Origin of the sequence: Exiguobacterium sp. s40 (assembly GCF_018617905.1) — a bacterium.
Taxonomy (GTDB): domain Bacteria; phylum Bacillota; class Bacilli; order Exiguobacteriales; family Exiguobacteriaceae; genus Exiguobacterium; species Exiguobacterium mexicanum_A.
Genome location: NZ_JACSLC010000010.1, coordinates 84,718 through 95,915, shown reverse-complemented (window position 1 = coordinate 95,915; position 11,198 = coordinate 84,718). Strand labels below are relative to the sequence as shown.

Annotated in this window: 14 protein-coding genes; 6 read left to right on the top strand and 8 right to left on the bottom strand. The window is 49.7% G+C overall.

The window, feature by feature from the left end; all coding sequences use genetic code 11:
- Positions 1 to 107: 107 nt before the first annotated feature.
- The 3 genes from KNP02_RS10255 to KNP02_RS10245 all read right to left on the bottom strand — a co-directional run bounded on the left by KNP02_RS10255 (position 108) and on the right by KNP02_RS10245 (position 2,367).
- The gene (locus tag KNP02_RS10255; RefSeq protein WP_214708917.1) at positions 108 to 326 is read right to left on the bottom strand and encodes a PspC domain-containing protein; all 219 of its coding nucleotides are present in this window, start codon (positions 324 to 326) and stop codon (positions 108 to 110) included.
- A 27-nt stretch (positions 327 to 353) separates the two neighbouring features.
- Entirely contained in the window at positions 354 to 1,058 is a 705-nt protein-coding gene (locus KNP02_RS10250; RefSeq protein WP_034781176.1) for an SDR family oxidoreductase, read from the bottom strand.
- 79 nt (positions 1,059 to 1,137) lie between these two features.
- Positions 1,138 to 2,367 carry an LCP family protein gene (locus tag KNP02_RS10245; RefSeq protein ID WP_214708915.1) on the bottom strand — a complete coding sequence of 410 codons (1,230 nt, stop codon included), beginning with the start codon at positions 2,365 to 2,367 and terminating at the stop codon, positions 1,138 to 1,140.
- Between the two features lie 202 nt (positions 2,368 to 2,569).
- On the opposite strand from KNP02_RS10245, the gene KNP02_RS10240 reads away from it, so the two are divergent.
- Positions 2,570 to 3,484 (top strand): hypothetical protein, encoded by a 915-nt coding sequence (locus tag KNP02_RS10240; protein ID WP_214708913.1) that lies wholly within the window; start codon positions 2,570 to 2,572, stop codon positions 3,482 to 3,484.
- Between the two features lie 180 nt (positions 3,485 to 3,664).
- Here KNP02_RS10240 and KNP02_RS10235 read toward each other — a convergent pair whose 3' ends face one another.
- Positions 3,665 to 3,889: a hypothetical protein gene (locus KNP02_RS10235; protein ID WP_034781182.1), complete on the bottom strand. Its 225-nt coding sequence runs from the start codon at positions 3,887 to 3,889 to the stop codon at positions 3,665 to 3,667.
- A 475-nt stretch (positions 3,890 to 4,364) separates the two neighbouring features.
- Between KNP02_RS10235 and KNP02_RS10230 the strand changes: the two genes are divergently transcribed.
- Entirely contained in the window at positions 4,365 to 5,084 is a 720-nt protein-coding gene (locus KNP02_RS10230) for a hypothetical protein (protein WP_214712212.1), read from the top strand.
- A 59-nt stretch (positions 5,085 to 5,143) separates the two neighbouring features.
- On the opposite strand, the gene KNP02_RS10225 is transcribed toward KNP02_RS10230, so the two are convergent.
- Entirely contained in the window at positions 5,144 to 5,515 is a 372-nt protein-coding gene (locus KNP02_RS10225) for a hypothetical protein (protein ID WP_034781184.1), read from the bottom strand.
- A gap of 102 nt (positions 5,516 to 5,617) precedes the next feature.
- Between KNP02_RS10225 and KNP02_RS10220 the strand changes: the two genes are divergently transcribed.
- A complete protein-coding gene (locus KNP02_RS10220) occupies positions 5,618 to 6,034 on the top strand; it encodes a VOC family protein (RefSeq protein WP_138859966.1) in 417 nt (138 codons plus the stop codon).
- Positions 6,035 to 6,043: 9 nt separating this feature from the next.
- Here KNP02_RS10220 and KNP02_RS10215 read toward each other — a convergent pair whose 3' ends face one another.
- Positions 6,044 to 7,093: an NAD(P)/FAD-dependent oxidoreductase gene (locus KNP02_RS10215; RefSeq protein ID WP_034781187.1), complete on the bottom strand. Its 1,050-nt coding sequence runs from the start codon at positions 7,091 to 7,093 to the stop codon at positions 6,044 to 6,046.
- Between the two features lie 189 nt (positions 7,094 to 7,282).
- Between KNP02_RS10215 and KNP02_RS10210 the strand changes: the two genes are divergently transcribed.
- Positions 7,283 to 8,131, top strand: a complete 849-nt coding sequence (locus KNP02_RS10210; protein ID WP_034781188.1) for an ABC transporter ATP-binding protein — start codon at positions 7,283 to 7,285, stop codon at positions 8,129 to 8,131.
- A gap of 116 nt (positions 8,132 to 8,247) precedes the next feature.
- Complete coding sequence (locus KNP02_RS10205; protein ID WP_214708909.1) at positions 8,248 to 8,802, top strand: methyltransferase family protein; 555 nt, start codon at positions 8,248 to 8,250, stop codon at positions 8,800 to 8,802.
- 64 nt (positions 8,803 to 8,866) lie between these two features.
- Here the strand turns inward: KNP02_RS10205 and KNP02_RS10200 are convergent, their stop codons facing one another.
- Positions 8,867 to 9,676: a DUF368 domain-containing protein gene (locus KNP02_RS10200; protein WP_214708907.1), complete on the bottom strand. Its 810-nt coding sequence runs from the start codon at positions 9,674 to 9,676 to the stop codon at positions 8,867 to 8,869.
- A gap of 108 nt (positions 9,677 to 9,784) precedes the next feature.
- Positions 9,785 to 10,339 (bottom strand): GNAT family N-acetyltransferase, encoded by a 555-nt coding sequence (locus KNP02_RS10195; protein ID WP_034781193.1) that lies wholly within the window; start codon positions 10,337 to 10,339, stop codon positions 9,785 to 9,787.
- Between the two features lie 100 nt (positions 10,340 to 10,439).
- Between KNP02_RS10195 and KNP02_RS10190 the strand changes: the two genes are divergently transcribed.
- Positions 10,440 to 11,189 carry a sugar nucleotide-binding protein gene (locus KNP02_RS10190; protein ID WP_214708905.1) on the top strand — a complete coding sequence of 250 codons (750 nt, stop codon included), beginning with the start codon at positions 10,440 to 10,442 and terminating at the stop codon, positions 11,187 to 11,189.
- Positions 11,190 to 11,198 lie beyond the last annotated feature (9 nt).

Here is an 11,198-nt window from a genome sequence, read left to right as displayed (position 1 = left end):
TTCACTCCCAATATGATTTAGTCCAGTGTACACAAAAACCCTGAGCAGTAGACTTTTTTTTAGTGTCTACTACTCAGGGTACAGTTTAATGCGGTCAGCTCGTTTTGTTAAAAGCGATTTTCTTGCTCCGCCTCATACTCTGACGGCGGTTTTTTCATGACGATGGCCAGGACGATATAAATCAATAGACCAGGACCCCCGAACAAAGCGAGGACGACGAAGATGATGCGCATTAACGTGACATCGACCCCGAGGTATTTCCCTAGTCCCGAACAGACACCGGCAATCATTTGATCAGACGGATCTTTATACAATTTTCGTTGCATCAGGACACCTTCTCCTCCAGATTTTCGTTAGCGTTGTGGTCGACGAAGCGTCGTTCTGCCTCCAGTCGCCACTTCTCCACGACTGTCAAAATCGAGTGCTTCATTGATTGGGGTACTGCCGGATTTCACTTCGATCCGACGGCCATACAACCCACGATTATCGAGCGAAGCGGTGATGATCGTCGCGACGTCCGTTTCAGAAATCGTCGCACCATTCGCATCACTCAAGTCTTCCGATGCCTCAATCGAGCCTTTCCCTGGCCCATCTACAATTGTCACTGGGCAAATGATCGTGTAGTTTAAACCGCTATGTTCGATATACTCATCGGCCGCGTTATTGGCAGACAAGAAGTTGAAATGTTCTTTCGGTGCCGCGTCCGGTTGATCCGCGCCGTATGCACTGAGCAAGACGACGTGACGGACACGTTCTTTTTTAGCAGCGTCAATCGCTTTCATCGCGACGTTGCGGTCCAGCAGTTCGATTTCCTTGCTTGATCCATCTGCCCCTGCCGTTGCCGCGATGATGACGGCATCTTGTCCCGAGGTCGCCTCGTGAATCCCTTTATCCAATTCTTTCTCGACGTCGACGGTGAGCACGCGCGCACCCATCTTTTCATACTCTGCCTGTAGTTCAGGATAACGAATTAAAGCGGTCACTTGATGCGATTTCGCTAAACTTTTCAATACACGTCTACCGATCTTTCCTGTTGCTCCAATGACTAAAACTTTCATTCAAATTTCCCTCCTCAAAAGAGTAGTTCATTTGATTAAATTTCCTCTTTCGGAACGGAATCAAACCCTTTTCGCGAAATTATCTCACCGTTCCCCACATCGTCAAGTCGAGGGCGTCACGAATGGCTTGAACACTCGCTTCGGTCGGTTGATAGTAATAGACGTTATCGATGTAGGCGTCTTCTCCTTCGATTTGAAGTTTATCCACCTGCGGCTGTAATACCATCGTCATTCCGATCGATGCCATCTGCAACGGATTCATTTCGAGTCCCATTTCGTCTTTCATGAAACGATACGTCGCCGGGATTTTCGTCCACCCCGTCGGACTGGCCAATTTATCGGCGACGGCCGACATGACTTCGGTTTGGCGGTTAGAGCGGGCACCGTCCGTGTCTGTCTTCCGGTGACGGGCGTAGGCGAGCGCCATGTCCCCGTCCATGGCGTAAGACACTCCTTCTGTGTACTCATACGTTTGATTGAAGCCTTTCTCGCTGAACGAGTGAGTCGCTGTGACGTTGACGCCGCCGACGAGGTCAATCAATTCCATAAACGTTTCAAACGTGATCACGACTTGACCGTCAACCGAGGTTTCCGTCAGTCCTTCTACCGCCCCGACCGTACAATCCGCACCGCCATAGGCAAACGCATGGGTGATCTTATCGCCTTCTCGTTCTGGTTCGCAAGGAATCGCTGTATACGTGTCCCGCGGAATCGAGACGTTTTGAACAGTGCGTGAACGTGGTACAAATTCCATCAACTGTAAAGAGTCCGTCCGTGATCCAGATAATGATTCTCCGACGCGGGCGTCACTTCCCATCACTAAAAACGTGACAGGACGCGTTGCCATATAGCCGACTCCGATGAGGAGGAGCAATATGACAAGCAATAGCTTCCCTTTCCACTTCCGGCGGCGCGGTTTGTCTTTCGGTACGGTCGCCTCATGTTTGACGTGAGTTCGTTCCGGTTCACGTGTTTGGCGTCTCGGTTCCCGTCGTTCTTCTCGACGTGGCTTTGATTTACGTTTCGTGCCGAACGGAAGAGTTAACTTCGCTTTCGGTTTCCGGACGTCGCGCGCTTTCTTTTTTGGTTCAGACGACTGTTCATGCGCTCGGTTTAGAAACGGATGCTCGCCTTGTGTCGTCTCTGCTTGCCGGCCCGTCTCCCATCTTTCCGGGTTCTCTTCGTTTGTTTGATGATTTATCGTTTCGTGTCGAGCTTGTTCGTTTAGCTGAGCCTCTTCACTCAACCGTTCCCGTTCGAGCTCACGCTTTCTGCGTTCGACACGTGATAAGTGTTGATCGTCATTCATATGCAATACCTCAATTATGGTTAGATTTTTCTACATTATCATCGACAAACGTTTTTCTGACAACGGTTAACGTAAAAATCCGTCTCAAGCATGAGACGGAAGGGTTGTTTTGAATCGAAAGCGGGAAAGGAATAATAATTGGTGTCTGCCCATCTGCGGACAGTTACTTTGTTCGACGTCCTCTTGAAAGGAGGGAGAGCTAATGCGTATCGGGAAGTTACGGATGTTGCTAGAACAGTACGGCGAAGCCACGCTTCGCGATGTGATTGTCGAGATGTATCGAAACATCCCTAAAACCGTGATTGAAGAGAAAGACATCGACTTTATGGTCAGCCAGTTCACACGATATAAAGAACAAAAATCGTCAGACGAACGTCATTCGCTCTCACAAACCATCGTCCTCGCTGAACGTTTTGTCGAATTGGCTTATGATCACTTATATGTAGTCCCGAACCAAGTGATGAGTGAACGTGACCAAAAAAATTGGTACATTCATGCGAAAAAAATCATTCGCGATTTAGCCTATTACGCGGATGACGAGTCCGAGGCCCGGACGATGTACGAAGAAATGTTTTTGTTGCTGTCGTCTTCAGCGGGAGAAGAACCGCTCTTCACAACGAGCGATCCTTTCCGGTTGTTAAAATTGTCTCAAACCACGATGTTATCCCAACTGATTCAGTATTATCAACTTGATGCCCCCACGACCGCCGTTTGGATCGATCGTTCCTTATACACCGCACTCCATGTCCCAAAAGATGTTGACTCGACTCGGGTCGACCTGCTCTCGACACTCCTCGATCAATCTTATAACTCGTCCGAATGGAATTTGCTCCGTGAACGTTTGACCACGTTGTGCGACCGCACATTAGCCAAAGCCCACACAGACGAGAACGCCCTTGCCGACTATCAAGCCTTAAAGATGCTTGAGCTGGAATTACTCGTGGAGCGCGGCCATTTATCAGAAGCCGAACAAAAGTTGTTCGCCGAATATATCCCTTTCTTCTCCCATCGTTCAGAACCGTTCAAAGTATATGTGAATATGCTCGAAAGTCGTGGCCATGCGAATGAAACGAAACGATTGCGACGACTCGCCAAAGAAAAACGAATCCAATTTTAATCATACAAAAAAGGGAGTCAATCGACAGCGTCGGTTGACTCCAAAACATGATATGAACGAGGGGTGTTCATCTGAAAAGGAGGGGAAGTTGGTGCAGAACTTCCTTCCTACACGTTTAGTATAAATCAGATTTGAAACCGCTTCCGATTCAGATATTGCATTTTTGTGAACGTTTTCACGTTATTCAATCGCATTGATAATCCCTAGCCCAATCACGGATAATAATACAATCAATACAAAAATGAACACCATCTCGTTCGGGGAGCGAAACCCTTCATATAGTTCTACCGCTTCGTCAACGATGACGTTCTCATGGACAACGATCGGATTCGTTTCCGCCTGCGCCGTATGCGGTATACCCATCAACACTACTGCTAATAACCAAAAACTTATTACGTATCGCATAGTCGTCTCCTTGACTCGTTTCTTACCCATCAGTATAGCATGTCTTTTTCATTTAACATGAATTGGATTGTTCTACGTTTTAACAAATATCACACCCTGTTTCATCCTCCGCCATCAAACCTCTTTATGTATGTCTTAGCCAGATAGAGTCTCGTCCTTGAGCCATTTCCACGTCAAATCGGAAAGATTTTTGGGTGTTTTTTGAAACAAATACGCCCTTGATTTCCCAATAAATGTTCATCAATTTAATACGAGCATTTATATGTGGTAACGCTTACAATTTAAGGGTATCTCATTTTATATAGAAAGTAGGACCGCTCGGATGAAGCAGACCTTTACAATCAAAGAAAGTCGTGAACTTCCACCCCATCTTCGACCATTGCTCCACAATCTTTATCCCCCTCAGCACGTCCCGAATCTGTTCAGCTTTCCACCACAGTGCTCGTTGTATACCGGTTGGCTAGGAAATGAGCTCATGGCCGCCATCACCGTGGATTATCGTGACCTCCCCACCACCCAACAGATTCGCATGACTGATGCAGCCTATACAAACTTCGCGGCATTGCGTGGGTTGATCGATCGCGTCTTGTATCAATTCCATCCGCATATCGGACAAAAAACGATGGTCTCTTTAAATGTCCAAAACGCAAAGGCACTTCAACGACTCGATTCGTTCACCGCCATCGGGTTCACACCTCATCTTGAGTCGACCGTTTATGATTTACCTGTACTACCGTTCCAAAAAGAGACATACGCGCAATGGCAACTCTGCCTTGAGCATCCGGAAACGTATGCGTTATGGTCATCGACCCGCAATCAGTACGCCCGTCTTTTGCCAGGCGCCTTACCGGTTTCGGCTAGAACCATCGACGAATGTCATCGAAATCAAGGTGCGTTCCATTCATTGAGACGGAACGGTGCTGTCGTGGGCACGATGTATAGCCGAATCGAGTTCTCGCGCTTGCATATTCATGAGCTCCACATGACGTGCGACTCATTCACGACCCGAGAAGGTCTCTCGTTCCTCCAACAATCATCTTTCATAAAGTTGAAAAAGATTCAAGACGTCAAGGTCACCGTGACATCGCTCCAACCAAGCTTGCGAGACGCCCTGCTAAAACAAAAAGCCACCCAAACATCTGTTAGCACTCATACATTTTTAAAAGAATTGGTCCCTTATCCTTCTGTACAGTAAACAGTAAAAAAAACACGAAACGTTCTGGGTCCTTCATCGGACTCGTTCGTTTCGTGTTTTCATTCGGCAGCGTTTGTCGATTCCATCGCGAGCGGTGGCATCTGTTCAAAAAGATCGGTTCTAAGTCCTGTATCGCGCCGATCCAACGATTCGATTCGATCGAATTGGATCTCGCGGTCCGCCACGCTGAACCAATAGGTGATATGTGGCTCGTCTGTAAAACGCAGGGCATAATTGGAACCGTTCAAATGAAAGTCCACTTCCGTCGACAAGATTTCAGCAGGACCAATTTTTTTATGTGTCGTCAATCGTTCCAGGACGACTTGTTCTTCATTGATCCGATAATCGACAAACGTCGCAAGTGAGAGTCCAAACACAAATGACACCAGCGCGAACGCGCTGATCAATCCAAGAGTGATCTTTCCGTTCATTTCGCCGTCCCTCCCTCTTTCAGTATATCGGATTCCGACAAAACGTTGTGAAGTGACATTTTGTTCAAGTTTCGTCAAACTAGAGTGTGAGGAGGGATCAAGATGCACATTGACCATACCGGAATCGCTGTCCGTGATTTAGACGAAGCGATTTCATTTTACACGACCGTCCTACAAGGGAAGCTCGTCGATCGCTACACAAACACAGCGGTCGGCGTCGAGACGGAAATCGCCGTCATCCACGTCGGTGACGATGTGATTGAACTGTTGTTGCCGACGAGCCCAACGAGTCCAATCGCCCGCTTCATGAAAGCACGAGGCAAAGGCGTCCACCATATCGCCTACCGGGTTGATGACTTAACCCAATCGATCGAGTCGCTCAAACGAGACGGCATTTCCTTTTTAGAGGACACGTTGCGGACGACGGCAAAAGGCCGACGTCTCATCTATATGGACCCACGTCATTCGGGCGGCGTCATCGTCGAACTGTGCGACTATCCGACAACAAACAAGCAGTGAGGGAGCCCCTCACTGCTTTTGTAATGCCTGCTCGATGATATCACGGTTTTTTGTCTTCAACCGTTCGTTGTGCGAGGACACCATCGCCGCTTTCGTGGCGTCCGGATCGATGAACGTCTTTGCACGGTTGACGGCATTGGCCGCATCTTGGAAAGCACCGGCAATCAGATGGACTTTCCCTTCATGCGTTAAGATATCGCCCGCTGCATATAAACCTGGCACCGATGACTCGCTGCTCGCATTGCCTTTCACGTAAAAACCATCCACCATCTCGACTTGTAACTCGCAATCACCGAGCAGCGCCGTATCCTGCTCGTACCCATGGTTGATGACGACTTCGTCGACTTCTACGAGATCACGTTCCCCCGTCCCGCAATCGACGAGCGAAACCGCATGAATCGTCGTCCCATCCCGAGAGATGAGGTCTTCGATTTGCGTATGCAACCGACAGTCGACACGGCCACAAAGCAATTTATCGACTTGTGACTCATGTCCCTTGAGCGCTTCTTTCCGGTACGTTAAAATGACGCGCTCAGCAATCGGTTCGAGCTCATTGGCCCAGTCGATGGCACTGTTGCCGCCCCCTGAGATCAACACTGTCTTTCCTTTGAACGCCATGAGCGATTTGACCGTATAGTGTAAATTCGAGACCTCGAAGCGCTCTGCCCCGCTGATATCGATTTTCTGTGGTTGTAGGATGCCGCTTCCTGTCGCGACGATGACCGTCTTGGAAACATGCTGTCCATGTGTCGTATCGAGTACGAAATGGCCTTGGTTGTCCTTCGTCATCGATTCGACTTTCTCTCCGAGCACGACGGTCGGATCAAACGTCAAGCCTTGTTCCACCAATTGTTCGATAAGGCGAGCACCGGTCGTCGGTGTGACCCCGCCGACGTCCCAAATCATCTTCTCTGGATAGACATGGATTTTGCCGCCGAGATGTGGTTGAAACTCAATCAATTTCGTCTTCATCCCACGAAGCCCACTATAAAACGTCGCATATAGTCCGGCTGGTCCGCCCCCAATAATCGTTACATCATATACATCTTGTTCGCTCATCGCCCTCACCCTTCCTTGAAACTCCAGCGCCATTGATTCTCATTCTCATTCACTATACCTTGAAACACGTCTGTCGACAATCTATTTTGACATCAAACAAACATTGACACGATGTGTGGCACTTGCTATAGTAGATTCGATATTGAGAATCATTATCACGGGCGTCATCTACGGAAAGGGGAATCCATCATGTCACGGATACATACGACAGATATCGAGGTCGGATATGGCGACAAGACGATTGTAAAACAATTGAGCTTGTCGATTCCCGACCATAAAATCACGACGATCATCGGACCGAACGGCTGTGGAAAATCGACGCTCTTGAAGGCGATGACCCGGATTCTTTCTCCGTCTAACGGTTCAGTCCATTTGGACGGAGCCGACATCGCCAAATGTAACACGAAAGAGATCGCCCGAAAAATGGCGATCCTGCCGCAAACGCCAGAAGGTGCCGGCGGATTGACGGTTGGAGAACTCGTCTCCTACGGCCGGTTCCCTTATCAATCCGGATTTGGCCGCCTTTCGAAACATGATCATGAAGTGATTGATTGGGCGCTTGACGTGACCGGGACGCTCGCCTATAAAGACCGCAGCGTCGATGCCCTCTCAGGCGGACAACGTCAGCGTGTATGGATTGCGATGGCGCTCGCCCAAGAGACCGATTTGATTTTCTTGGATGAACCGACGACGTATCTCGACTTGGCCCATCAGCTCGAAGTACTCGAACTGCTCGAGACGCTCAATCGAGACCAAGGACGAACCATCGTCATGGTCCTCCACGACTTGAATCAGGCCGCTCGCTTTGCCGATCACATCGTCGCGATGAAAGACGGCGAAGTACTCGCGACAGGAACGGCCGAAGAAGTCATCTGTCCGCTCGTCCTCAGACAAGTATTCCACATCGATGCCATCATCGGTCGCGACCCGCGGACCGAGAAGCCGATGTGTCTCACGTATCACTTGATCAAAGAAGAGACAAACGAAGTGAAACACGACAAACAGGTCGCCGCAGCACTGCTTGCCAACGCGCATTAATCGGCTGAGCACTACTTAACGTCCCGCACATTGCGAGACGTTTTTTCATTCAGCGTGCGTTTTTGGGGAGGAAGACGCGGGTATTGAGTGGAAGATACTGAGAAAGGAGGCACGCTATGGATTGGTTAGACGGGTTCTTCATTCTCATCTCAGTCGCTTGGCTATATGAAATTTGGCGTTACCGAAATCGGTCCGAGCCGACCGACGGCGCCAGTGAGCACGCCAGTTTTTACATCGTTTCATTGATCATGGTCATCGTGTTCGCGGTTTCCATCGGATTATCCGTCTGGACAGATGTACGTCAAACGCTTCCCCAACGTCTGCTCGGACTCGGTTGCTACGTAGCCGGAGTGTCGCTCCGCTATTGGGGCATCGGGCAGTTGCGCCATCAGTTCACCCGTCACGTCGTCGTCCGTCCCGAGGATGAACTCGTCAGTTCGGGGCCGTATCGCTATTTACGTCACCCGCTCTACACAGGGCTCTTGTTTATCACACTCGGGTTTTCACTTTACTTCACGCATTGGGGCATCGCCTTATTCGGCACATTCTCGATTGGTTTAGCGCTGTTATGGCGAATTCACATAGAAGAGAAGATGCTGACCTCTCATTTCGGGAGCGCGTATCGAACGTGGGCCAAATCGCGTAAAAGATTGATCCCGTTCATCTATTGAGCAACAATCGCTGAATAAACCAAAAACATGCACGCCGTCAATCGATGACGGTCGTGCATGTTTTTTATACAGAGAAGCGTCCGAGCAGACGGACGATCATAAAGCCTGCCCCAAATGAGAGGATACTGAGCACCCACATGAGCGTCGTGTCCGGGAGACCCGGGAATACGACCGCGAGCGAGCCGATGACGAGGCCTAAAATGACGGAAAACGTCATGCCTGGAAAATGGCCGAGCAAATAGCGGATCACTTTACTGCTGACGATGAAACCGACCGCCACCCCAAGACCGACGATACCGATGATGAGAATATTCAAGTTCGATAACGCACTGATGACGGTTGGATAGACCCCGATGAGAAGCAAGACGAACGAGCCGCTAATCCCTGGTAACAACATGGCCATACTACCGAGCCATCCTGAGAAGAACAACAGGATCGCCGTACTTGTGGAAAGTTCTGTAATGATGGCCGTATCCGTCGGTTTAATGATAGCCATGCTCGCCACAAGAATGGCCCCGATCGCCATGGCGACGATATGTACCGGACGCATGACCGCACGCGATCGAAATTCAAACAGGAGCAACGGGATTATCCCGAGAATCAACCCGATGAAAAAGAACTGGGTCGGCTCGTAATATTCAAGCAGCAAAAATTCGATTACGCGGCTAAGACCTAAAATCGCACCCGCCATCCCGATCCCGAGCGGAATCAAGAACAAGATATGCTGTTTCCAATGTCGACTGAAAATCCCACTGATCGCTTCGATCAACCGGTCATAAATTCCTAAAATAACTGCAATCGTCCCACCACTGACACCGGGAATCAAGTCACTCGTCCCCATCGCGATGCCGCGCAGGATATTTTTCCATTCCATACATGATCTCCTTTTTCACTACTGATTCATTTCAAGCATTTAGTATAGCCGAGTCGCAATCATTTTGCATCGGTTTTAAGACTGATAATTGACCGATTGACGGTTCAGTCAAAGCGCGAGCGCCATATAATCAAACCGTCCTCCGGAGATATCGATTTCTTTCACTTTTTTGAAACCGAGCCGCTCATATAACCGCCCGGCTGCCGGATTCGTCTGGTCAACGTTGAGCGTGACTTGTGGGATGCCTGTCTCACGGGCATGGTCAATCGCTTGTTGAATCAGTTTCGTCCCGATCCCACGGCCGCCGAACGACGAGTCGACAGCGACCGAATCGATATAGAGCACATCCCCTGACGTTTCGACGTCTAACGTGTCCGGTTGCCCTTGGGTCCGGAGCCACGCCTTGATCGGTTCATCCAACTGCGATGCCCGTTCCCCGTGGTAGGCAATCAGAATGCCCGCCATCACTGTCTCGTTTTCCGCCACCCAAACGTTTTCATAGCTCAAGCGGTTTCCGGGCTGACCAATCCACATCGAGAGTCGTTCGAGTACTTGTTGTTGGTCTGACGTACCGGTCAACGAATACGCAATTTCGTGAATCGCCGCGTAAACGAGCGGTGCGATTTGCGTGCTGTCATCCGGTGTCGCTTTTCGAATATTCATCTTTATCGCCTCCATCCATCAGTCTAGCACAAAGCTTCTTTCAAAGGGTTTGTCGGACAGTGAAGTGTGGGATGATACAAACAGAAGGGAGGAATAAGTAATGAAAGCAATTTTGACAGGCATGAACGGGACGGTCGCCCCTGTCGTCGCCCGTACATTAAAGCGGCACGGCATCGAGCCGGTCGCGTGGGACCGCACGAAAGTGTCCACATCTGACGAGGCTGAGATGCGAGCCTTTATCGAATCGGTCCGCCCGACTTATTTTCTTCATATCGGCATGGGCGCCGCCGAATGGGCCGATACGCTCGCACGCCTATGCGGGGAATATAAAATCCCCTTCCTCTTCACGAGCACCGTCTCCGTCTTCTCCGACAGTGTGACGGGACCAATCACCCCGGACACACCGCCCGATGCAACAGATGAATATGGTGCCTATAAACGGGCGTGTGAAGAAACCATCGCCCGGACTAATCCTGGTGCCCAAATCGTCCGCCTCGGTTGGCAAATCGGGGACGGTCCCGGTTCGAACAATATGATGGATTATTTCGAGACCGAGATGAAGCGAAACGGTGTAATCGTCGCGAGCGCACACTGGTACCCGTCCTGCTCGTTTTTAGAAGATACGGCGGACGCCTTGTTCGAGATTTTGACGAAACGTGGGCCGGGACTGTATCAATTGAACGGCAACCCGAGCCATTCCCTCTATGACATCGCACTCGGCTTGAAAGAGTTGCATGACACATCATGGCAAATCGAACGAACCGACGAACCGAAACGGGATAACCGTATGGTCGACACGAACATCACAATCCAACCGATCACGAAACGGTTAGCCTTGCACACAAAATGAGTCGCCTCT

Bases quoted from the DNA above. Each gene is read 5' to 3' on its own strand.
- KNP02_RS10240 (WP_214708913.1), top strand. From the start codon at position 2,570: ATGCGTATCGGGAAGTTACGGATGTTGCTAGAACAGTACGGCGAAGCC.
- KNP02_RS10195 (WP_034781193.1), bottom strand. From the start codon at position 10,339: ATGAATATTCGAAAAGCGACACCGGATGACAGCACGCAAATCGCACCG.
- KNP02_RS10225 (WP_034781184.1), bottom strand. From the start codon at position 5,515: ATGAACGGAAAGATCACTCTTGGATTGATCAGCGCGTTCGCGCTGGTG.
- KNP02_RS10255 (WP_214708917.1), bottom strand. From the start codon at position 326: ATGCAACGAAAATTGTATAAAGATCCGTCTGATCAAATGATTGCCGGT.
- KNP02_RS10210 (WP_034781188.1), top strand. From the start codon at position 7,283: ATGTCACGGATACATACGACAGATATCGAGGTCGGATATGGCGACAAG.
- KNP02_RS10230 (WP_214712212.1), top strand. From the start codon at position 4,365: ATGGCCGCCATCACCGTGGATTATCGTGACCTCCCCACCACCCAACAG.
- KNP02_RS10215 (WP_034781187.1), bottom strand. From the start codon at position 7,093: ATGAGCGAACAAGATGTATATGATGTAACGATTATTGGGGGCGGACCA.
- KNP02_RS10190 (WP_214708905.1), top strand. From the start codon at position 10,440: ATGAAAGCAATTTTGACAGGCATGAACGGGACGGTCGCCCCTGTCGTC.
- KNP02_RS10220 (WP_138859966.1), top strand. From the start codon at position 5,618: ATGCACATTGACCATACCGGAATCGCTGTCCGTGATTTAGACGAAGCG.
- KNP02_RS10245 (WP_214708915.1), bottom strand. From the start codon at position 2,367: ATGAATGACGATCAACACTTATCACGTGTCGAACGCAGAAAGCGTGAG.
- KNP02_RS10205 (WP_214708909.1), top strand. From the start codon at position 8,248: ATGGATTGGTTAGACGGGTTCTTCATTCTCATCTCAGTCGCTTGGCTA.
- KNP02_RS10235 (WP_034781182.1), bottom strand. From the start codon at position 3,889: ATGCGATACGTAATAAGTTTTTGGTTATTAGCAGTAGTGTTGATGGGT.
- KNP02_RS10200 (WP_214708907.1), bottom strand. From the start codon at position 9,676: ATGGAATGGAAAAATATCCTGCGCGGCATCGCGATGGGGACGAGTGAC.
- KNP02_RS10250 (WP_034781176.1), bottom strand. From the start codon at position 1,058: ATGAAAGTTTTAGTCATTGGAGCAACAGGAAAGATCGGTAGACGTGTA.